We start from the raw sequence: 22,238 nt of genomic DNA on the forward strand, positions 1-22,238 counted from the left end.
ACCAGATGTAAAGAGTTCTTGCCGGATCCCCGGAGAGGGGGCCGGAGTACGGTAAACTCGCCGCACCCACGATTTCGCGCGATGCGTGCCACGCGCCCAGTTCACCAGGAATCGATGTCAGTCGAACGTATTCAGCAACATTTCCGCGACAGCGCCGCGCTTCACGCCGAAGCGGCCGATGCGCTGTCACTGCCGATCGCAGCCGCGGTCGACGCGATGTTCGCCGCACTGGCGAACGGCAACAAGATCGTCGCCTGCGGTGACGGCCTGTCGGCCGCCGCCGCGCACTACCTCGCCGTGTCGCTCGTCGGCGGCTTCGAGCGCGAGCGTCCGGGCCTGCCCGCGATTGCGCTGGCCACCGATGCTTCGCAGGCCGGCCTCGCCGGCGCGGCGGCGGCCGAGCAGCTGTTCGCGCAGCAGGTCCGCGTGCTCGGCCAGACCGGCGACATCCTGCTGGTGCTCGATCCGGGCGGCGCATCGCCGCGCGTGCTGGCGGCGATCGACGAGGCGCACGAGCGCGAAATGACCGTCGTCGCGCTGACGGGCGGCAACGGCCACGCGGTCGCGGCTGCACTGTCCGACACCGATATTCCGATCTGCGTGCCCGCCGTTCGCGCGGCGCGCATCCACGAAGTCCATCTGCTGACCATCCACTGCCTGTGCGACGGCATCGACGCGATGCTGCTGGGTGAGGATTGAACGAAGGAGAGCCGTCGATGAATCAAAGCCGCGTCAAACAGACGCTCGTCAGAACCACGCTGCTTGCTGCGCTGACGGCGGGCCTCGCCGTGTCGCTGCAGGGTTGTGTGCTCGGGGTCCTGGGCGCAGCGGCCGGCGGCGGTGCGCTGATCGCGACCGATCGCCGTACGCTTGGCGCGCAGACGGAGGATCGCGAGATCCAGGTCAAGTCGCTCACGCAGATCAACAACGGGCTGCCGGACCAGTCGCACGTGAACGTGACCGTGTTCAACCGCCGCGTGCTGCTGACGGGCGAAGTGCCGAACAATGCGTCGAAGCAGCGCGCCGAGGAAATCGTGCGCGGCATCAACAACGTGAACGGCATCGTCAACGAACTGTCGGTCGAGCCGTCGTCGTCGTTGTCGTCGCGCGCGAACGACTCGTACCTTGAAGGGCGCGTGAAGTCCGAGCTGATCGCGACGAAGGGCCTGTCGGCGAACAACTACAAGATCGTCAGCGAGCGCGGCAACCTTTACCTGATGGGCCTCGTGACGGTCGACGAGGGCAACCGCGGCGCGGAAGCGGCGAGCCAGGTGCCGGGCGTCGAGAAGGTCGTGAAGGTGTTCCAGTACATCAAGCCGCAGGACGCGCAGGCGCTGCAGGCCGCGTCGCCCGAGAGCGGTGCGTCCGGCGCGCAGGCTGCCGCCGTGCCGGCGGATACCGCGACGGTTGGCGCGGTGCCGGACGCATCGGTGCAGTCCACGCCGCTGCAGCCTCCGGCGCCGATCTCGAATTCGACGAACGTGCACCCGGGCAACCCGAAGGCGCCGTCGCAATGAAGATCGCGCAGGTGAAGCGGGTGAAACCGTGGATGGCGCAGGGCGCCGCGGTCGCGGCGCTCGTGGCCGGCACGCTGGGCGCCGCGCACGCGGACGTCGGCGACGGCCTGAAGGTTGCGCGCAGCAACGCATGCATGGGCTGCCACGCGGTCGACCGCAAGCTCGTCGGCCCGTCGTTCAAGGATATTGCCGCGCGCTACAAGGCCGACCCGCAGGCGGTGCCGAAGCTGTCGAAGAAGGTGAAGGAAGGCGGCTCCGGCGTCTGGGGTGCGATTCCAATGCCTGCGCATCCGCGCATGAGCGACGCCGACGTCCGTTCGGTGGTCGAATGGGTGCTGGCCGGCGCGCCGTCGAAGTGACGCGTTCGGGGGTGACGTAACCCCTATTGCTAAGCACGGAAATGCGTGTGTATGATCATTGACTGTTGGGGCGGTAGCTCAGCTGGGAGAGCGTCGCGTTCGCAATGCGAAGGTCGGGAGTTCGATCCTCCTCCGCTCCACCAAGGAATTCCTTTAAAACCGGCCGCTTTGAGACAGGAAGGATAATTTTGCACTGGGTGCAAAGATATGCTTCTATTTACAAAGTGCAGCCTTATGCTTCGCGTACAAAGCCGGCCTCGAGTCGGCTTTGTTGTTTTTACGCGACTTGCGACGGTCTACTTGGGCCGAACATATGCTGGGTGTGGTCTAGACCCATGTCGGACGGCCACACACTCGAGGGGTCGAGAGCGGCAAGCGTTGGCGCACACGCCACTTCGCCTCCTGCATGGCTTACTGCGACTCTGGAACGTCTGATTTTTGACCAGTTCCCTTTGATCCGGCGTATTCGGACATCTTCTCCAGAAACAGCGGCAAGAGGTCGTGCCGCTCCGCGAGCGCAATGAGTTGCCCTGCGGCCACCAAACCTAGAGCACCGGCGACACCAAGAGCCGTCCTGAGATCGTGGTCTGGGTAGTTTCCTTCCACTCGGCCAGGCTTATGGCGACGGCTCACCTGCAAAAAGCCGGTATGGGTGAAATCGTTCATCTGAGTCCACGCGGATAGTTTGAACCCTGAGAGGACGCCTTCCGATGCCCCCGTGGTGTTTTCGTATTCCTTGATAAGCATGCCGAACGGCTTTTCCAAACGCCCCCTCTTGAACTTGGTTAGCTCTACGTCAGTTGCACAGGCGTGAAGCCAGAGACCTCGGATCAATGACTCCGACAGGACTCTAAGCAGCGCCATCATCGAACCGTAGAGCTCTGAGGAATGCAAAAGAGCGATAGCCGCTTGATGTTCGAGTGTGACGTCAAGGCATCCGATGGCGAGTTGTGATCGCTCATCGGCCGGAAGAGTGAGTCCGGCTGTCTGAGTGTCAATCCAGCGGACGAGATCTATTAGCGCCGCATGTTCCGAGGCAGGTTGCATAAATTCAGCCAATGGATCGTTGGGATATGTGCCGGATCCGCACGCACAGTGTTCGATGGGGAGTTAGCGCCGCCCCCTCGCAGGGACGTGGTCCGCGACCAGACTGTATACACGGTGCCCGGTTGAGCATTTTTACTGCCTCAGATTCGCATTTGACCTTGGTTCACCTTGCCAAGGGTGCTTTTGACTGTAGAATCGCGCAAGAGAGCCCATGTCATATTAGTGACAATAAATAAGTAAGTAACGAAAAGTAATAAAGGGATGGAAATGGATGCGCAAGACATCGTGAGGGCGATTCAAGGGGGGCTGCTTCAGCAAGACCGTCTGCTGAAACTCGATACCCCGCTCGGGGATAGTGTATTGCTCCCCCAACGCACTGTCGGCTGGTCCCGAATCGGCCGGCATTTCGACTTCACACTCGATGTCCTGTCAACGCGCAGCGACCTCAAGCTGAAAAAACTGATCGGGCAACCCGTTACGCTGTGGATTCAGCAGGCAGATCAATCCTATCTCCCCCGAAACGGTTACGTCTATGCCGTGCGAAGACTGGGATCGGAAGGCGGGTTGACCAGTTACCAGATCTGTTTTGCGTCATGGATGCATTTCCTGAAGTTTCGCCGTGATCAGCGCATCTGGCAGGACAAACCCGTCGATGAAATCCTCAGGGACGTGTTCAACGCGCATTCGCCCGCGAAAGGCCGATTCGATTTTGCACTCTCAAAACCGCTTCCGCCGAGATCGTACTGTACGCAGTATGAGGACGATTGGAATTTCGTCCACCGGTTGATGGAAGAAGAAGGCCTGTTCAGCATCTGGAAACAGGCCGACGACGGCAAATCCCATACCCTGACCATCACGGATCACCTGGATACGTGCGAGCCGCTCGCCGCGCGATCAGTTCAATTCTCGAGATACGGCACGAACAGCGAGGTCGATGCGTTGGTTCACTGGTCGGGCTTGCGAACCCTCCATAGCGCCATCCTGACCACGCGCACATTCGACTATAAGTATCCGTCGCCGCTCGCCAATCCGAAGGGCACCAATATTCCGACGGTGTCGCACGAGTTGCCGGAACAGTTGGAGATGTACGAGTACACCGGCCCCTATACTTATCTCGAGCAGGAACGTGGAGAGCACCTCTCCAAGGTGCGGATGGAGGAATGGGAATCACGCGCAAAGCGGTTTTATGGCGCGGGCGGGTTGCGTGGCGTCGACGCCGGGCGGTGGTTTGAGCTCACCGGGCACCCGGAACACGACCGCGAGCCTGGTGAGCGCAGCGAATTCGCCGTCATCGAAGTGGCTTGGCTGATCGAGAACAACCTGCCGGGATCGAGTCATCACGGCGATCTACCGCATAGTCTGACTGGGAGATTGGCTGAGGCGAAAGCAAACTTCGGAGGGCAGCCTGCCTCCGGCTCCACGCATTTCGATGGCTCCGAGGGCTTCTTCCTCGTCGAGATCGAAGCGCAGCGCAAATCCGTGCCCTTCCGCAGCCCGTTCGAACACCGTAAGCCCGTCATGCAGATGCAGACGGCGACCGTGGTGGGTCCGCAAGGTCGACGCATTTATACCGACGAGCTCGGCCGCGTCAAGGTGCAGTTTCACTGGGATCGGATCGGGCAACGCGATGAGCGCAGCTCCTGTTGGGTCCGCGTGAGCCATCCATGGGCGGGCGAGGGATTTGGGATGATCCATGTCCCTCGCATCGGTGACGAAGTTGTCGTGTCATTCCTGGATGGCGCGCCGGACCGCCCGATCATTACAGGGCGCGTGCCGAACGGCACCAACTTTGTGCAGTGGAAGCTCCCGGATAACCAGATGCTATCAGGTCTGCGCTCTCGTGACCTCGAGGGTACGGCGGCAAATCAGGTTGTGGCCGACGACACACCGGGGAAACTGCAGGTACAAGTTTCGAGCGACCACGAGCAGTCACGCCTTGTCGTCGGGTACAACACTCGCATTGACGGCAACGCGGGGCGGGCCGAAGCGCGCGGTACCGGCTGGGAATTGGCAACGGATTCCTGGGGGGTGTTGCGCGCCAATCGCGGCATGCTGGTGACGACCGAGACGCGCGCGGGCGCGACCGCGGCGGCGAAAGACATGAGCGAGACTGTCGATCGACTCGGGAAAGCGCAGCAACTGCATGATGCGCTGACGAAGATCGCACAGCAGAGCGAGGCACAGGATGCTGATGGCCATCAGGCCGACCTCGTCAACACCATTGCGGCACAGAACGAACAGATCCGCGGCTCAGGCGCGAGCGGCAGCAACACGTTTCCGGAGTTGTCGGAGCCGCACTTGGTGATCGACGGCAAGGCCGGCGTCGAGATCACAACGCCAGCGACCGTGCATGTGGCGTCCCAGCAGGCCGCGATCACGACGGAAGGCCATATTGGTATTGCCAGTGGCCGCAGCTTCTTCGCGACGGTGCGCGACACCCTTCGCCTGTTCGCGCAGACCGGCCCGATGCACCTGGTGTCGGCGGCAGGCGACATCGTATTGAATGCGCTGACGAAGTCCATCGTGGCGCGGGCGCAGAAGCAGATCCTGCTGGAAAGCGAGGAGATCTTGCTGCGTGCGCACAAATTCCGCGTCGAGGTCAACGGCAGTTTCTTGAACATGGACGCGAGCGGCGTGGTGAGCGGCACGACGGGCAAATTTACTGCGTTTGCGGCGACCCACGACCTGCCGGGCCCGAAGGACCAGATGGTTGATCTGTCGCCGAAGAAGATCTGTGTCGAATGCATGCTTAAGGCGGCCCGGGGCGGAGCAGCCCTGGTGCCCCGTTAAACCGTAGACCTATTCATGATGACAGACCGATTTCCCCGTTACGCGCGACGTACGATCCAGACCATCGCCCTCGTTGCCGTGTTTGGCCTCGGCGCATGCGACAAGCATTCCGGCCCCGTGGCGCAACAACTCGACTTGTCGAACCTGCCGAAGCACTACGACACGCTCGGTGCGAGTTCCTTGACGCTGAACTACACCCCTTGGTACATCCATCAGTGGGGGATCGAGGGGCCAGACGGATCAGGGGTGACTGGCGGTGGCCCTAATGTATGGCCGGCGGGATCGGACGGCAAGCCGTCCGGCGGCGGTGGTGAAACGTGTTGCAGCAACATCCCTACAGCATGGCAGCCGGATCTGAGGCTGACGGTGCGCTGGCTGGTCGACAAGAAGCAGGACGGGAAGACACCGGGGTACTGGTACAAGGCCGAGAACGTTCGGATACCGAAATATGGGCGAGTCATGGGAGGCTTGTGGGCTGTCTTCCTGCCGGGTGACCGGGTTCGCATCATGGTAGCGGACGGCCAGAAAGGGGATGCTAACGACCCTGGCATACGCCCCCCGGACAACGATCCGTACATCGCGCACGGTGTGGTGGATCAGGAATGGAACCGGTTATACCGTGACGGAGGAAACACACAATGAGCCTCAAATGGGCCGACCCGATGCCCCAGGGGGGGCGTGTGGCGGGCAGCGTCACGGCGTTGAGGAAGGGGCGCGCGCTGGTTTGCGACGCGTTGATGTCCTGCCCCCAGACGCTCCACATCACGCTCTTCTTTGACGGCACGAACAATAACGACGTGCAGACCAATCCGTTGCGGGATTCGCTCGTTCGCACGCATAGCAACGTTGCTCGACTTTACAGCGCGGCACAGGATAAGAATGAAGAAGGAATATTTCGTTTCTATATTCCAGGCGTAGGTACGCCGTTCAAGGAAATTGGCGAGTTGACGTACTCAACTGATGGTAAGTCGATGGCAAAGGGTTTCGGCAGTCGTTGCGTGTGGGGCTACACGAGAGTGCTGAATGCCATTTACAAGGCCATTGCTACGGACAAGACCCGATTTCTGATTCCGGATGACAAAGCCAACGACATTTGCGCAGCCGTAGCCGATGGCCACAAACTCCCGCTGGTCGGCTGCACCGATCGACTGGGTCTCGCCCACAAGCAGGCCGTCGATGAGGGACGATATCCGCAGACGGTCAAGCAGATCTGGATCAACGTGATCGGCTTCTCGCGGGGGGCGGCATCCGCGCGCGTGTTCGTGAACAAGCTGATGAATGAATGGGCACCGAATGGGCGGATTGGCTACCAGACTGGCAAGTATGCACTGAACTACAAGGTCAACTTCGTCGGTCTTTTCGATACGGTTGCCTCCGTCGGACCACCCGACTCGACGCGCGCAACCGTGGACTTCGGCGCGTTCGACGGGCACTTCGCATTCGCTGACGACGGCCGGCTTGATATCCCGAAGGATGTGCGATTTTGTTATCACGCGTTCTCGGTACATGAGCAACGCATGAGTTTCCCGCTTGACTCGATCCGCAACGGGGGCAGCTACGGTGGCGGCATTCGTGAAGAGGTGGCCTATCCAGGCGTCCATTCAGACGTGGGTGGCGGTTACGCCCCCAACGAACAGGGCAAAGGAGGAGCCACGTCGAAAGCGAATGACGACAGCCACAAGCTTAGTCAGATCCCGCTGCACGATATGTACCTGAAGGCGGCCTCGTATGGTGTGCCGCTGGTGGATAGTGATTCAATAAGCAAACGCGCAGATCTGGTTGCCGACTTCGCGCTTGCCCCGTCACTGATTGATGCGTTCAATGCGTGGCGCAAGACCGTCGAGAATGTCAGCAGCGTAGAAGACGCGCTGAAGGTCGGACTAGGTCAGATGTTGGCATGGCGAACGCTGCGTGCGGATATCGGCAATCCGCAGCGCTATGTCACCGGACAGCCATTCTTCAAGCGCGCCCACGAAGACCAGATGACGCCGCACAAGGTTCAGCAGGCGCTCCCGAAGGCGGCAGAGAACGATGCGACGATGAAGAAGCTGCAGTCGCAATACGATCTCCTCCGGGCAAATGCTATGACATCGTCGATCGGCGGATACGCGTCGTACATGAGCTCGACACCACAGGTGAAGGTGGTTCGCGATGCAATGGATCGGCGCAACGAACAACTGGCCGGCGCGGTGGCTCATCCCGGGGTCAATAAGCCCAAGCCTGCGCGTCCGGGGGAAGGACCGCTAGATGTTGCGACCAATGATCAGACCGACCTGCGGCAGGGCGCGGAAGAAATGCGGCTGCTTCTGGGGTACCTGTATCCGGACCAGTGCGAACGGTGGCAGGTGAAGCGCACGGAACATCGTCCGGTGGTGATCCCCGGCGGCGAAATGATCAAGGTGCCGCCAACTCTTGTTGTCGCGCACGATCAACCGGGGAGCGACTCTCCCAGCGTCACACTTGCGTATAGCGGAATATTGCTCAACTCGACCTGGTCGACGATTGTGCAACATTATCGAGCGCAGGACGACGTGATGGCTGCGCCATTGCCTGGCGTGGAATCATTCCTGCGCCAGCACACGTCGCCCGACGCCGTGAATAAGTTGCCCGCGGCCGCCATTACCCTGTTTGACGACTACGTGCACGACAGCCGCTGCTGGTTCCGGATACCGTATTTCCATGAATATGCACCTGGGGGATATGGTTTCCCGCGAGTCATTTTTGCAGGCGGGGACAATCGCAAGGCCTATCTCGGCCTCGCATCAAACGCTTCGCAACTGGACCTCGGCACTGGCCAAACCCAAGCCGGCTGGGCGTGAAGTGGGCTGGAAGCCGCTAACTTGGATCTTCGATGGAACTAAAGACTTCGTCCCCGCCAGCGCGCCTGATGGGGTTGATCGACGCGGCGGTATGTCCGCCGAAGGTCGTGCCTTTACTCGAACGCTCCGGCGTACCGTTCCGCTCCGTTTTCGCCGGGTTGCCCGAAGAAGAGCTCGGACCCGCTTCGCTGTTCTTGGTGCCGGTGAGCGACACGGATGCGGACTGGTTTGCGGAACTCGATCAACTCGACCTTCAAAGTCCATGTCTGTCGTTGATCTGGAGCCGGGTCGAAATGGATGCGCTCGTTACGCACCTGCAAGCGTTCCTGTTTGCGGACATTGGCGACAACATGACCGCTATGGTCCGGTTCTTTGACCCGCGTAACACGGGGGTGGTTTTTGACGCATGGGGTGAGCAGGTTCGCGCCATGTTCATGAGCCCGATCGAGCAGTGGATGTATCGGGGGCGCCACAAGGTGTGGCAGCGCATCCAAAACGATTCGACCTCCAGCGCGCGGATATGCCGCTCCGTCATGGTCAAGCTCGAGCAGGCTGACATTGACGTTCTCACGACACACACGGAGCCGGATGAGATTCTTGCTGCACTGATCGAGTCCGGTGATGCCAACGGCGATCGCCCCTATTTTGACCGGTTTGAGGACTTCATTCCGCGATACCACCGCGCGGTGCAGTGGGGAATCAGTGAGCCGGGGGATCGTCTAGTTTTCTGCCAGTACACCTACCTGTACGGCATGGATTTTGATCGGCATCAGTTTGTCCATGATCTGCTGACTCAGCGTCAGCAGTCGCACGAATTGTTCGGCGTCGCCATCGCCCGGGTCCCGATGAATGTCTGGGTAGAGGTTGAGAAACTGACGGCGCGCAACACGGGGCCTGCGCCGCAGTCAGTCACGCTATAAGGGGGGCAAGATGGCATTACAGATGATCGTGGTGGGTGATGAAACCTCGCACGGCGGGCAAGTGATCACCGGTTCGGAAACCCACAGCATCGACGGCAAAAAGATTGCACGCCTGCATGACCTCGTGGACTGTCCAGAAAAATATCCGGACGGTCGACCGCACGGCATCAACAAAATTATCGAGGCGCATCCGACGGTGACGATCGATGGCCAGCGCGTCGCGTTGCACGGCCATCATACCGAGTGCGGGTGCACCTTGATTGGCAGCATGACTGCCCGCGTCGGCGACTGAACCAACGACATCCGAACCGGCCTCCGCGCTGCTGACGAAGCGACCCCGATCCATCTCTCGTTCGATGGCTCGTGCCCATTTTTCTGCGTCAGCACGGGTGTGGAATGTTTTCGATTGCTGGGGTAGCCTTTCCGGCGGACCTTGGCTTGCCACTGAAGATCGCCGCGCTTGGTGATAGTCGCCATGGTCATTTTCGAGACTTGACTGTCTCAAACGTGTCCCAAAAATGCGTTTGTCGGTCAACAACCCGTTATTTTATTTGACTAGGCATTCTGATTCGCAATGCGAAGGTCGGGAGTTCGATCCTCCTCCGCCCAACGAATTTCGAAGGGCTCGATCGCAAGATCGGGCCTTTTTTGTTTTTCGGCGAGTCCGGCATTTCGTACTTATCTCGAAATACAAACGTATACATTTGCATACGCCCGCACTATGCTTTGAGTTATCGACTCGAAGGGACTGAACGTCATGCAAACCGTATCGGTACGAATTCCGGAGGACGATCTCGCGTGGCTGGTCGAATTGCAATTACCGGACGCGACGAGCCCGAGCGACAAGATTCGCACGCTGATTGTCGACGCTCGCCGGCGGGTCAAGGGGGCGCACGACTTCGTCCGATGTGCTGCGTTGTTCAGGGAGCAGGTGCGACCGGTCCTGGACACGATCGACGCCTACGAACACGCCACCCACCACCGCTCTGAAATCGTGACGCTGCTCGCGTCGCAACTCCCGGAACTCATGGCCAGCCTCGTGACGGCGGCGCCACCGGGCAAGCCGGTCGGCGAGGCCGCCGGCGAACTCGAAGCGCGCCTGACAGCGAAGAGCATGCGCCTGCTGCTCGGTCTGCTGCGCCTTGCCGTGACCGGCAATCCGCCCGCCTATGATCCCGCCGTGCTCGATTCGTATGTGCACGAGGTCAAGGAACTGGCGAACCTCATCCAGCCTGCTCAGGCAAACCGGTGAGCATCCCTTGAAACCGGCGCTTGGTGACCCGCCCGGCCCGCTTGAATCCCTGAAGGAGTGACAAGTCGTGACGACAGAACATTTCGGTATCCGAGTCAAAAGGTTGTTGACCGCGAACGTGCACGCGCTGATCGGTTCGCTGGAAAGCCGCATGCCGCAGGCCATCCTCGAGCAGTACCTGCGCGAATTCGACGACGTGATCGCGCAGGCGCGGGTAGCGCTGGGGCGGCACGAAGCCGCACGGTACCAGGCGGCCAAGGCGATCGCGCGCATCAACAACGAAATCGAGCGGCTGAACGATCTGCTCGGCACCGCGCTCGCCCGAAACGACGATGCGGCCGTCCGCGCCGGCGCGGAGCGGCAGATCGAGCTGGAGGACCAGCTGGGCGTGCTCCAGCAGTCGCTGCACGAGGCGAGCGAGCGCGCGCAGGTCGCCGAAGGCGATCTGCTGGGCCTGCGCGCGAAGCGGGCGGAGATGGAAGCAGGGCTGCGTGAACTGATCGCGGCGCGAGCGGCTGCGCCCGGAGACGGCGAGCGCCGGACGGAAGGCGCGGCGGCCGTTGACCCGAGGGCGGAGCAACTCGAACAGGGTTTCAACCGGACAATGGCCGGAGCGACCGGGGCGGCGGGATTGGGCACCAGCCCTGCGTCGGCCGATCCGTCGCTGCTGTATCGCCTCGAAACCCTGCACAAGGAGCAGCGAATCGAGGAACGCGTCGCCCGCCTGAAGTCGCAACCCGGAAAGTTGGCGGACGACATGTCCTGATCGGGCGTTCCCGAACCTGAGAGCAAAACGACAATGACTTCTTCACTGATGCTGCCCGGCAACGCGCCGTTCGTCGTCGCGATCGGGCTGATGATCGTCATCGGGGCGCTGGAATGCGTGTCGATGCTGCTGGGACTGAGCCTGACCGAGCATGCGGGCAACCTGCTCGTCCTGCATTTCGGTCTCGATCACGCCGACGGCGGCCCTGACGCCGGTGTCGTCGGCCAGTTTCTCGGCTGGCTGCATGTGGGCCGGGTTCCGCTGCTGATTCTGCTGATCCTCTTCCTGCTCGGCTTCTCGGTTGTCGGGCTCGCGTTGCAGACGTCGCTGCAGGTGGTGGCGGGCTTCATGCTACCCACCTCGCTGGCCGCGGGGCTGGCGGCGGTCGCATCGCTGCCGTTCGTGCGCCACACCGGCAAGTTCGTCGCGCGCTTTCTCCCGCAAAGCGAAACCACGGCGGTTTCCGAAGCCGATTTCATCGGCCGCACCGCGCGGATCGTCACGGGTGAAGCGTCGCCCGGCAATCCGGCCGAAGCGCGGCTCGTCGACGAGCACGGCCAGCCGCACTACGTCCGGGTGGAGCCCGACGAGGCCGGCCGGACTTTCGCGAAAGGCACGACGGTCCTGCTCGTGTCGCGCATCTCGGGTTCGCGCTATCACGCGATCGAAAATCCCCGGCCTGAATTGCTCTGAATCCCTTTTCGCCAGGCGGCCGCCGTTCCGGGTGGCGCGGGCTGGCGCATCTTGCTGTCACCATCCGTACACAGGAGTCGAACAAATATCATGATGAATGCACTCTCATTCTGGGGCGCCATTGCATTGGCAGTGGTGGTGGGTATCTGCGTGATCGGCCTGATTTTCGCGCGTCTTTATGTCCGGGCGTCCGCGGAGCGGGCCTTTGTCCGCACCGGTCTCGGCGGGCAGAAGGTGATCATGAGCGGCGGCGCGGTGGTGTTGCCGGTGTTTCACGAGGTGATCCCGATCAACATGAACACGCTGAAGCTTGAAGTGAGCCGGGCGACGCGCGACAGCCTCATCACGAAGGACCGGATGCGCGTCGACGTGGTCGTCGCGTTCTTCGTGCGGGTCGCGCCGACCGAGGAGGGCGTGTCGACCGCCGCGCAGACGCTCGGCCAGCGCACGCTTGCACCGGAAAACCTGCGCGCGCTCGTCGACGACAAGTTCGTCGATGCGCTGCGCTCGACCGCGGCGCAGATGACGATGCAGGACCTGCAGGACGCCCGCGAAAGATTCGTGCAGGGCGTGCAGAACACGGTCGCGGAAGATCTGGCGAAGAACGGGCTGGAGCTGGAAAGCGTGTCGCTGACCAATTTCAACCAGACGTCGAAGGAGTATTTCGACCCGAACAATGCGTTCGACGCCGAAGGCCTGACGAAGCTCACCCAGGAAACCGAGCGGCGCCGCAAGGAGCGCAACGAGGTCGAGCAGGATACCGAGGTGGCCGTGCGTGAAAAGAACCGCGACGCACTGTCCCGCAAGCTCGAAATCGAGCAGCAGGAATCGTTCATGAAGCTCGAGCAGGAGCAGCAGGTCAAGACGCGCACGGCCGAACAGAATTCCCGCATCGCCACGTTCGAGGCCGAGCGTCACCAGGAGGCGGAGCAGAGCCGGATCGGCGCCGAGCGGCAGATCCAGGAATCCGAGATTCAGCGCGAGCAGGCGTTGCGTACCCGCAAGGTGGAAGCGGAGCGCGAAGTGCGCGTGAAGGAGATCGAGCAGACGCGGGTCACGGAGATGGCAGCGATCGAGCAGGCGAAAGTGACCGAAATTGCGCAGCAGGAGAAGGCGATCGTGATCGCGGAGAAGTCCGAGGCACAATCGCAGGCGCAGGCTCGCGCGAATGCATCGCTCGCGGACGCGGTGCGCGCCGAGCAATTGGTCGAGACGACGCGCAAGACCGCCGAGGCGGATCGCGCGAAGCAGGTTGCGCTGATCGAGGCGTCGCAGGAGGCGGAAACGCAGGCGGTTCACATCACGACGCAGGCGCGGGCGGAGCGGGACGCGGCCCAGATGCAGGCTGCCGCGATGGTCGAGCTGGCCGAAGCGGCGCGCAAGAAGGGGCTCGCGGAGGCCGAAGCGCAGCGTGCGCTGAACGACGCGATCAACGCGCTGTCGTCGGACCAGACCAGCCTCAAGTTCAAGCTTGCGCTGCTGCAGGCCTTGCCGGGCGTGATTCAGCAGACCGTCGAACCGATGAAGGCGATCGACGGCATCAAGATCATCCAGGTCGACGGGCTCAATCGCAGCGGTGCGGCGGACGGCGGCGCGCCGGGCTCGGCAGGCGGCAATCTGGCCGAACAGGCGATGTCCGCGGCGCTATCCTATCGCGCGCATGCGCCGCTGATCGATTCGCTGCTCGGCGAGATCGGCCTGTCCGGTGGATCGCTGCAAGGATTGGTGCCGGCTGTTCGGACGGAAGCGCCGACGGCAAGCCTCGCGTCGGTGGCGAACCCCGCACCGGCGGCCGCTGGTGCGCCCGGGGGGCGCGCCGAGATCGCGTAACGCGAGATAACGACGCATTGGCTGCCGGCCGAGCCGGCGGCCAATCGGGATTTTCCCGCTCCCCGTCCCCCCGTCACCCCGTCCCCCCGTCACCCCGTCACCCCCTCCCGAAACTCGGCCGCTTCGGATCGTACGTCCACCCCGGCACGAGATAGCGCATCGCGACCGCATCGTCGCGCGCCGTGCCGCCGACCTCCTGGTACAGCGCATGCGCGGCCTCGACCTGCGCCATGTCGAGTTCGATCCCGAGCCCCGGCCGGTCCGGCACGGCCACCTGCCCGCCGACAATCCTGAGCGGCTCGCGCGTAAGCCGCGCATCGCCTTCCTGCCAGATCCAGTGCGTGTCGATCGCGGTGATCGTGCCGGGCGCGGCTGCCGCCGCATGCGTGAACATCGCGAGCGACACGTCGAAGTGGTTGTTCGAGTGCGAGCCCCACGTGAGCCCCCAGTCGCGGCACAGCTGCGCGAGCCGCACCGAGCCCTGCATCGTCCAGAAATGCGGATCGGCGAGCGGGATGTCGACTGCCTGCAGCCGCACCGCGTGATCCATCTGCCGCCAGTCGGTCGCGATCATGTTGGTCGCGGTCGGAATGCCCGTCGCGCGGCGGAATTCGGCCATCACCTCGCGGCCCGAATAGCCGCCTTCCGGCCCGCACGGATCCTCCGCGTACGCGAGCAGGTGGCCCTGGCCGCGGCACAGCGCGACGGCTTCGTCGAGCGACCATGCGCCGTTCGGGTCGAGCGTCGTGCGTGCGTCGGGAAAGCGCGCCTTGATCGCTCCGATCGCTTCCATCTCGTCGGCGCCGGCCATCACGCCGCCCTTCAGCTTGAAATCGGTGAAACCGTAGCGCTCGACTGCGGCTTCGGCCTGCCGCGCGATCGCGGCCGGCGTAAGCGCCGCTTCGTTGCGCAGCCGGAACCACGCGTCCGATGCGTGCGCCTCGTCGCGATACGGCAGATCGGTGCGGCGTCGGTCGCCAAGGTAGAACAGGTATGCGAGCATCGGCACCGCGTCGCGCTGCTGGCCTTCGCCGAGCAGTGCCGCGACCGGCACGTCGAGATGCTGGCCGAGCAGGTCGAGCAGCGCGGCCTCGATCGCAGTGATCACGTTGTCGAGCCGCAGGTTGATCTCGTGCGGCTGGCGCAGCACGGCCGCCTCGCCGGCCGACGTGACCTCGTGGCGGATCGTGCGGCCTGCGCCCGCGCCGGCGAGCGCCGCGCGCACCGCGTTGAGCGTGGCCTGGTAGCGTCCGATCGACTGGCCGACCACGCAATCCGTCATGCGCTCGAGCGCGTGGCGGATCCCTTCGCCGCCCGGCACTTCGCCGACGCCCGTGTGCCCGCTGCTGTCGTCGAGGATCACGAGGTTGCGCGTGAAGTAGGGCGCATGCGCGCCGCACAGGTTGAGCAGCATGCTGTCGCGGCCGGCGACGGGAATCACCTGCATGCGCGTGACGCGTGGGGTGCCGGCACGGCGGGATTCGGACATCGGTTCGCTCCTGGTTCCGGTAGCGCGCGGGCCGCCGGACGCGCCAGCGCGGCCCGCGCCGTTCAATGAAGCTCGACGCGACGGATCTCGCCGACGACGAACAGGTAGCAGATCACGGCGACGAGCGCGTGTGCGACGACATAGACGAGCGCGCCGTTGAACGAGCCGCTGCGGTCGACGATGTAGCCGATCGCGATCGGCGTCGTGATGCTGGAGAGGTTGCCGCAGGTGTTGAGCAGCGCGCCGCTCAGCCCCGCGATCTGGCGCGGCGCGGTGTCGGCGTTGACGGCCCAGCCGAGCGCGCCGAGCCCCTTGCCGAAGAACGACAGCGCCATGAACAGCACGACGAGCACGTGTGAATCGGTGTAGTTGCAGACGATCATCGACATCGACAGCAGCATGCCGATCACGATCGGCACCTTGCGCGCGACCGACAGCGACCGGCCCTGCTTGAGCAGCCCGTCGGACACGATGCCGCCGAGAATCCCGCCGAGGAACCCGCACACGGCCGGGATCGACGCGACGAGCCCCGCGTTGAGGATCGACATCCCGCGCGCCTGCACGAGATAGACGGGAAACCACGTGATGAAGAAATAGGTGAGCGCATTGATGCAGTACTGCGCGACGTACACGCCGACGAGCATCCGGTTCCTCAGCAGCGCCTTCACGTGATGCATCGACGGGCCGCCGTCGCGCGCGCCGGTCGCCTGGTCGATGTTGACGAGCGCACCGCCTTCGGCGAGGTAGTCGAGCTCCTCGCGATTGATGCGCGGGTGCACCTTCGGGTCGTACATCGTGCGGTTCCACACCAGCACGAACGCGAAGCCGAGCACGCCCATTACCGCGAACACCGACTGCCAGCCGAACGCGTGCACGAGCCAGCCCATCAGCGGCGCGAACACGACGGTCGCCGCGTACTGCGCCGCGTTGAAGATTGCCGACGCGGTGCCGCGCTCCGCGGCCGGGAACCAGGTGGACACGATCCGGCTGTTGGCCGGGAACGACGGCGCCTCGGCAGCGCCGACCAGGAAGCGCAGCGCGAACAGCAGCGCGAATGCGGTTGCACCGCCGATAAAGCCGATGCCGCCCTGCAGCAGCGTGAACAGCGACCAGAAGAAGATGCTGAACGCATAGACGATGCGCGACCCGAAGCGGTCGAGCAGCCAGCCGCCCGGCAGCTGCGCGACCACGTACGACCAGCCGAATGCCGAGAAGATGAAGCCCATCTGCACATGGCTCAGATGCATCGCGCGGGCAATCGCCGGGCCGGCGATCGCGATCGCCGCGCGATCCGCGTAGTTGACCGTCGTGACCGCGAACAGCACGGTCAGCACGAGCCAGCGCACGCGGGTGCGCCGGGCCGTTGCCGACGCGGACGCCGGCAATGCGTTAAGCGGATTCATGATTGTCTCCTCCGAAAGGCGGAAGGTGCCGTCGTGCGGCAGGCGCATCGGTGCGCGCGTTTTCGTATCGGGTGCCGCCGGCCGGAGGCCGGGCATCTGGACGCCGATGCAGGCTGGGCGTCCGGGCCATTCTGTCATGTCGAAATTTGCGCTTTCATGCCAATTACTGACTTGATCGATTCAGCATTTGAATCGATCGATGAATCGGACGAGATCGGTGTGGTGCGCTCGCAAATTTTTACCCGGATAATATTGACATTAAATTTATACCCGGATAAAAATAGCGCCATTCCAATGCTTCCATTCCGAGGGCGACCACGATGACCACCACGCTTCTTCCTTCCTACACGGCCTTCGACGGCCACCGGCGTGTCGCGTCGGGCGCGCTCGCGACCGTGGCGGTCGCGGTCCGGCAGGCCGCCGGCGACGCAATGCCTGGCTCGATCGTGATTTTCGACGACGCAACCGGCCGCTCGATCGACCTCGACCTGCGCGGCACGGTGGACGAAATCCGCGCGCGTTACGCGGCGGCGTCCGCCGAAGCGTCCGCGCCAGCCGGCGAGCCGGCCGGCGCGGGCGAACAGCGCGGCCGCGGCCGGCCGAAGCTCGGCGTCGTGTCGCGCGAGGTCACGCTGCTGCCGCGTCACTGGGAATGGCTCGCCGCGCAGCCGGGCGGCGCGTCCGTCGCGCTGCGCAAGCTCGTCGAGGACGCGCGGCGCACGCATGCGGCGGCCGACCGGCGCCGTGATGCGCAGGCACGCGCGTACCACTTCATGTCGGCGCTGGCGGGCGACCTGCCCGGTTTCGAGGAGGCCGCGCGGGCGCTGTATGCGAACGATCCGGCGCGGCTGGCCGAACTGATCGCCGGATGGCCGGACGACGTGCGCGACCATGCGCTCGCGCTGGCGCGCGGCGATCTGCCGCCGTCCGCCGAAGACTGCTGAAGGAGCGCCCGACGCGATGACCGTATTTGATCTGAACCGCGGCGCGATCGCGCCGGTCGCCGACGAGGTCGACCTCGTCGACCTGCGCGTGACCGGCGCCGTCCCGCGCGAACTCGACGGCACGCTGTTGCGCAACGGCCCGAATCCGCCGGGCGGCCGCTTCGAAGGGAACGACATGCTGTCGTGGTGGCCGGAAGCCGCGATGCTGCATGCGATCGCGTTCGAAGGCGGCCGCGCGGCCGGCTACCGGAACCGCTGGGCGCGCACGCGCCGCTGGGCCGCCGTGCATGCGCCCGGGCAGGCGCCGCATCTGCCCGACACCAATCCGAACGTGAACGTGCTGCAGCATGCCGGCGAATTGCTCGCGCTGGCGGAGGGCGGCGCACCGTTAGCGATCACCGCCGCGCTCGATTCGCTCGGCGTGCCGGAGCAGCGCGCGGGCTTCGGCGGCGGGATGACCGCGCATCCGAAGGTCGATCCGGCGACCGGCGAGCTGATCGCGTTTCGCGCGGACTGGAACGCGCCGTGGCTGCGCTACGGCGTCGCGGATGCGCAGGGTGTACAGCGCGTCGACGTGGCCGTCGACCTGCCCGCGCCGTCGATGATGCACGACCTCGCGATTACCGAAACCCGCAGCCTGCTGCTCGACCTGAACGTCGGCTACGACTTCTCGATGCTGAAGCAGGGCCACCGGATGCCGCTGCGCTGGCACGACGACCTGCCCGCGCGCATCGGCGTGATCGCGCGCCACGGCGGCGACGTGCGCTGGTTCGACGTCGAGCCGTGTTTCATCCAGCACGTCGTGAACGCGTACGATTGCGACGCCTCGTGCATCGTGCTCGATGCGGTGCGCTATCCGTGGTTCCTGCGGCTCGACGCGCGCACGGGCCGCTTCGCCGACAACCCGGTCGGCGAGCTGTGGCGCTACGTGATCGACACGGCGAACGGGCTGATCGACGAAGGGCCGCTGGCCGACGGCGGCATCGAGCTGCCGCGCATCAACGAAAGCCGAACGGGGCGCGGCTACCGCTACCTGTATGCGGCCGAGCAGCCGAACCACGCGGAAATGCGCGGCGTGATGCGCTTCGACCACGCGCGCGGCACGACGACGCGCTACGCGGTGCCGGCCGGCGACCAGAACGGCGAGCCGGTGTTCGTGCCGCGCCCGGGCGGCCTCGACGAGGACGACGGCTGGCTGCTGGTGATGGTCTACCGCGCGGCGACGGATACGAGCGACGTCGTGATCCTCGATGCGCGCGCGATCGACGCGGGGCCGGTCGCGACCGTGCACCTGCCGCGCCGCGTGCCGGCCGGGTTCCACGGTGCGTGGGTGCCGCGCGTGCGCTGAGCGGCCGCGCGCGTCACTGCGCGCGCAGCGCGTCGACGATCTTCAGCCGCGCGGCGCGCATCGCCGGCAGGAACCCGCCGACGAGCCCCATCACGAGCGAGAACAGCAGCGTCTTCACGACGATCGCGGGCGTCAGCACGAAACGGAACGACAGGTCCGAGAAGGTCTGGAAGTTGGTCGTCGAGAACGACGCGAACTGCATCAGCGACGCGCACGCGAGCCCCGCGACGCCGCCGACGAAGCCGAGCAGCAGCGCTTCCAGCAGGAACGCGGCGAGCACGTTCGTGCGTTTGAAGCCGAGCGCGCGCAGCGTGCCGATCTCAGCGACGCGGTTCGCGACCGACGCATACATCGTGATCATCGCGCCGATCATCGCGGCGATCGAGAAGATCGTCGACAGCGTGATGCCGAGGATGTTGATGAACGTCGACAGCGCTTTCGACTGGTCGCCGTAGAAGGTCTGTTCGCGCTTCGCCTCGTCGGTGAGGCGCGGGTCGACGTCGATGTCGGCCTTGAAGCGCGCGAAGCCGTCGGCGCTCGGGATGCGCAGCACCATCGACGAATAGCTGGTGCGCCGGAACGACTGCATCAGCTGGTCGACGTCGCCCCAGATCTCCGAATCGAAGCCGCTGCCACCGGCGTCGAAGATGCCGACGATGGTCCAGTCGCGCTGCGCGAAATGCAGGCTGTCGCCGAGCCGCGTGCCGCTGAAGCCTTTCGCGATCGCGCTGCCGACGATGATTTCCGACGAGCCGGGCACGAACATCCGGCCGTCCACCAGCTTCACGTGCGGGCGCAGCGCGAGGCCGGCCGGCGACACGCCGCGGATCACGACGTTCGACGGCTTGCCGGTCGACGTCTTCTCGAGCGAGATCAGCACGACTGCCTCCTTCGACACGAGCGGCCGGCCGTCGGGGCCGAGCGCGACGGCCGGGTGCATCTCGAGCGCGTTCGCCTGCTGGTGGTCGATCGCGCTCTGGATCTCGGTTTCGGCGCCCTTGCGGATCACCACGGCGTTGTCGGGTTCGCCGGTCGATACGAGCGTCTGCGTGAGCCCCGCGTCGAGCATCTGTACCGTCGCAAACACGAAGATCACGAGCGCCATGCCGCCCGCGGTGAGCGCGGTGGTGAGCCGCCGGGTCCACAGGTTGCGCGCGATGTAGGTGAGCGGGATCGCCATGCGCCTACCCGATCGCCCGCAGGCCTTCGACGACGCGCACGCGCGCCGCCTGCCACGCCGGCACGATCGCGGCCGCGATGCCGACCGCGATCGAGCACGCAGCCTGCAGCGCGACCGTCTCGGCCGACACCTTGAACACCGGGAAGATGCCTCCGGCCGCCTGCTTGAACAGGCTCGCGGCGGGCGGCGTCGCGAGTATCCCGAGCCCGCCGCCGGCCACCGCGATCACGACCGATTCGCCGAACACGATCAGCGCGAGGAAACCGGGGCCGAAGCCGAGCGCCTTCAGCGTCGCGTATTCGGCCGTGCGCTCGCGCGCGCTCATCGCCATCGCGTTGGCCATCACGGCCATGATGATCAGGATCACCACGTACGACACGACGCGGATCGCCGCGATGATCTGGTTCGACATCGCGACGAAGCCGAGCTGGAACGCCTGCTCGGTCTCGGTCAGCGTCTCGGCGAGCGAGTTCTTGAACACAGCGTCGACGTTGCGCGCGATCGTGGCGCCGTCGTCGGGGTTCGCGACGCCGAGCACGAATACGCCGACCTGGTCGGCCTGCTTCGGCGTGCGCTGGCGCACCGTCTCGTTCAGGTAGTCCCAGTGGAACACCATCTGGCGCGTGATCGTCGAGTCGTCGCGGCCGTCGAGGATCCCGCGCACGACGAAATCCCACGTGCCGGGATAGATCGTGCCCTTGAGCGGGATCACGTCGCCGATCTTGAAGCCGAACTGCGTCGCGAGCTGGCGTCCGACCAGGCAGCCGCGGCGGTCGCGGTCGTAGTCGGCGCGCTGCTGCGCCGGCAGGATGAATTCCGGATACAGGTCGAGATAGTTTTCCGACACCGCGAAGCTTGCGAAGAAGTTCTTCGGGTCGCGGTAGATGCCGCCGAACCAGTTCGAGCGGACCACGGCCGTCACGCCGTCGACGCCGCGAATCCGGTTCTCGTAGCTGACGGGCAGCGGAAACACCAGCGAGATCGCGTTGCGCGTGACGAGCCGCCCGCTGGACGCGGCGGCCGCGCCCGCGTACCACGCGTCGACGACGGTGTGCAGCAGCCCGAACGCGAGCACCGCGATCGTGAGCCCGAGCACGGTCAGGAGCGTGCGCAGCCGGTGCCGCAGCGCGTTGCGCGCGATCAGCTTCAGCACGTACATCGCGCGCGCTCCCGCCGCCGGTCAGCCGGCGTGCCCATCGGTCAGCTCTCCTTTTTCCAGATGCACGAGCGACCGCGCGGCGCCGGCCGCGTGCGCGTCGTGAGTCACCATGATGATCGTCTTGCCGAGCTCGGCGTTCATCCGCTGCAGCATCGCGAGCACGTCGGTGGCCGACGCGCGGTCGAGGTCGCCGGTCGGCTCGTCGGCGACGATCAGTACCGGATCGGTGATCAGCGCGCGCGCGATCGCGACGCGCTGCTGCTGGCCGCCCGACAGCTCGGACGGGTAATGGCTGGTCCGGTCGCCGAGGTTCACCATGTCGAGCACGAGCTCGACGCGCTCGCGCCGCTCGCGGCGCGACAGGTGCGTGAGCATCAGCGGCAACTCGACGTTCTCGAACGCGGTGAGCACGGGCATCAGGTTGTAGAACTGGAAGATGAAGCCGACGTTCGCCGCGCGCCATTCGGCCAGTTGCGCCTCCGCGAGCTGCGAGATGTCGAGGCCGCCCACGCGCAGCTCGCCGCTGTCGGGCCGGTCGATGCCGGCCACCAGGTTCAGCAGCGTGCTCTTCCCGGAGCCCGACGGCCCCATCAGCGCGACGAAGTCGCCTTCGCCGATATCGAGCGTGATGTCGGTCAGCACGGGCACGATCTGGTTGCCGCGCCGGTACGACTTCGCGACGTGGCTGATCTCGACGAGGGGCGGCGGCGCGTCGTTCACGC

General features: G+C 64.6%; 20 protein-coding genes and 1 tRNA gene. 15 read left to right on the plus strand and 6 right to left on the minus strand.

All coding sequences use genetic code 11. The features are described 5' to 3' along the window. Positions 1-114 precede the first annotated feature (114 nt). The 4 genes from CUJ89_RS01155 (at position 115) to CUJ89_RS01170 (ending at position 2,019) form a co-directional block, all read left to right on the plus strand. On the plus strand, positions 115-699 hold the full coding sequence (locus CUJ89_RS01155) for an SIS domain-containing protein (RefSeq protein WP_114175615.1): 585 nt from the start codon (positions 115-117) through the stop codon (positions 697-699). Positions 700-716: 17 nt separating this feature from the next. Beyond that, on the plus strand, positions 717-1,517 hold the full coding sequence (locus CUJ89_RS01160; RefSeq protein ID WP_114175616.1) for a BON domain-containing protein: 801 nt from the start codon (positions 717-719) through the stop codon (positions 1,515-1,517). Continuing rightward, on the plus strand, positions 1,514-1,876 hold the full coding sequence (locus CUJ89_RS01165) for a c-type cytochrome (RefSeq protein ID WP_114175618.1): 363 nt from the start codon (positions 1,514-1,516) through the stop codon (positions 1,874-1,876). Before CUJ89_RS01160 ends, CUJ89_RS01165 begins: the two co-directional genes overlap by 4 nt. 67 nt (positions 1,877-1,943) lie before the next feature. Then, positions 1,944-2,019 (plus strand) — tRNA-Ala (locus CUJ89_RS01170). 268 nt (positions 2,020-2,287) lie between these two features. On the opposite strand, the gene CUJ89_RS01175 is transcribed toward CUJ89_RS01170, so the two are convergent. Then, complete coding sequence (locus CUJ89_RS01175) at positions 2,288-2,923, minus strand: DUF6988 family protein (protein ID WP_152036566.1); 636 nt, start codon at positions 2,921-2,923, stop codon at positions 2,288-2,290. 267 nt (positions 2,924-3,190) lie between these two features. On the opposite strand from CUJ89_RS01175, the gene CUJ89_RS01180 reads away from it, so the two are divergent. The 9 genes from CUJ89_RS01180 to CUJ89_RS01225 all read left to right on the plus strand — a co-directional run bounded on the left by CUJ89_RS01180 (position 3,191) and on the right by CUJ89_RS01225 (position 13,993). Next, positions 3,191-5,713, plus strand: coding sequence for a type VI secretion system Vgr family protein (locus tag CUJ89_RS01180; RefSeq protein WP_236654907.1), 2,523 nt, complete (start codon positions 3,191-3,193; stop codon positions 5,711-5,713). A 15-nt stretch (positions 5,714-5,728) separates the two neighbouring features. Further along, entirely contained in the window at positions 5,729-6,355 is a 627-nt protein-coding gene (locus CUJ89_RS01185; protein WP_114175622.1) for a DUF3304 domain-containing protein, read from the plus strand. Next, positions 6,352-8,532 carry a T6SS phospholipase effector Tle1-like catalytic domain-containing protein gene (locus CUJ89_RS01190; RefSeq protein WP_114175624.1) on the plus strand — a complete coding sequence of 727 codons (2,181 nt, stop codon included), beginning with the start codon at positions 6,352-6,354 and terminating at the stop codon, positions 8,530-8,532. The genes CUJ89_RS01185 and CUJ89_RS01190 overlap by 4 nt, the downstream gene beginning before the upstream one ends. 32 nt (positions 8,533-8,564) lie before the next feature. After that, positions 8,565-9,452 carry a DUF4123 domain-containing protein gene (locus tag CUJ89_RS01195; RefSeq protein ID WP_114175625.1) on the plus strand — a complete coding sequence of 296 codons (888 nt, stop codon included), beginning with the start codon at positions 8,565-8,567 and terminating at the stop codon, positions 9,450-9,452. A gap of 10 nt (positions 9,453-9,462) precedes the next feature. Then, positions 9,463-9,744, plus strand: coding sequence for a PAAR domain-containing protein (locus tag CUJ89_RS01200; protein ID WP_114178448.1), 282 nt, complete (start codon positions 9,463-9,465; stop codon positions 9,742-9,744). A gap of 465 nt (positions 9,745-10,209) precedes the next feature. After that, on the plus strand, positions 10,210-10,704 hold the full coding sequence (locus tag CUJ89_RS01210) for a hypothetical protein (RefSeq protein ID WP_114175626.1): 495 nt from the start codon (positions 10,210-10,212) through the stop codon (positions 10,702-10,704). A gap of 67 nt (positions 10,705-10,771) precedes the next feature. Beyond that, a complete protein-coding gene (locus CUJ89_RS01215) occupies positions 10,772-11,470 on the plus strand; it encodes a PspA/IM30 family protein (RefSeq protein ID WP_114175627.1) in 699 nt (232 codons plus the stop codon). Between the two features lie 33 nt (positions 11,471-11,503). Continuing rightward, positions 11,504-12,163, plus strand: coding sequence for a YqiJ family protein (locus CUJ89_RS01220; RefSeq protein ID WP_114175629.1), 660 nt, complete (start codon positions 11,504-11,506; stop codon positions 12,161-12,163). A 90-nt stretch (positions 12,164-12,253) separates the two neighbouring features. Then, positions 12,254-13,993, plus strand: a complete 1,740-nt coding sequence (locus tag CUJ89_RS01225; RefSeq protein WP_236654908.1) for a flotillin family protein — start codon at positions 12,254-12,256, stop codon at positions 13,991-13,993. A gap of 97 nt (positions 13,994-14,090) precedes the next feature. Here CUJ89_RS01225 and CUJ89_RS01230 read toward each other — a convergent pair whose 3' ends face one another. Further along, entirely contained in the window at positions 14,091-15,482 is a 1,392-nt protein-coding gene (locus CUJ89_RS01230; protein ID WP_114178451.1) for an enolase C-terminal domain-like protein, read from the minus strand. Between the two features lie 62 nt (positions 15,483-15,544). Continuing rightward, positions 15,545-16,885, minus strand: a complete 1,341-nt coding sequence (locus tag CUJ89_RS01235; protein ID WP_114178450.1) for an MFS transporter — start codon at positions 16,883-16,885, stop codon at positions 15,545-15,547. Positions 16,886-17,205: 320 nt separating this feature from the next. On the opposite strand from CUJ89_RS01235, the gene CUJ89_RS01240 reads away from it, so the two are divergent. Beyond that, positions 17,206-17,829, plus strand: coding sequence for a DUF2239 family protein (locus CUJ89_RS01240; protein ID WP_114175630.1), 624 nt, complete (start codon positions 17,206-17,208; stop codon positions 17,827-17,829). 16 nt (positions 17,830-17,845) lie between these two features. Further along, on the plus strand, positions 17,846-19,177 hold the full coding sequence (locus CUJ89_RS01245) for a carotenoid oxygenase family protein (RefSeq protein WP_114178452.1): 1,332 nt from the start codon (positions 17,846-17,848) through the stop codon (positions 19,175-19,177). 13 nt (positions 19,178-19,190) lie between these two features. Here CUJ89_RS01245 and CUJ89_RS01250 read toward each other — a convergent pair whose 3' ends face one another. The 3 genes from CUJ89_RS01250 to CUJ89_RS01260 are packed head-to-tail and all read right to left on the minus strand — an operon-like array spanning position 19,191 to position 22,236. Further along, positions 19,191-20,357 (minus strand): ABC transporter permease, encoded by a 1,167-nt coding sequence (locus tag CUJ89_RS01250; protein ID WP_114175631.1) that lies wholly within the window; start codon positions 20,355-20,357, stop codon positions 19,191-19,193. A gap of 4 nt (positions 20,358-20,361) precedes the next feature. Further along, positions 20,362-21,516, minus strand: coding sequence for an ABC transporter permease (locus CUJ89_RS01255; protein ID WP_114175632.1), 1,155 nt, complete (start codon positions 21,514-21,516; stop codon positions 20,362-20,364). A gap of 21 nt (positions 21,517-21,537) precedes the next feature. Next, complete coding sequence (locus CUJ89_RS01260; RefSeq protein WP_114175634.1) at positions 21,538-22,236, minus strand: ABC transporter ATP-binding protein; 699 nt, start codon at positions 22,234-22,236, stop codon at positions 21,538-21,540. Positions 22,237-22,238: the final 2 nt, after the last annotated feature.

The organism is Burkholderia pyrrocinia, from assembly GCF_003330765.1.
Lineage (GTDB): Bacteria > Pseudomonadota > Gammaproteobacteria > Burkholderiales > Burkholderiaceae > Burkholderia > Burkholderia pyrrocinia_B.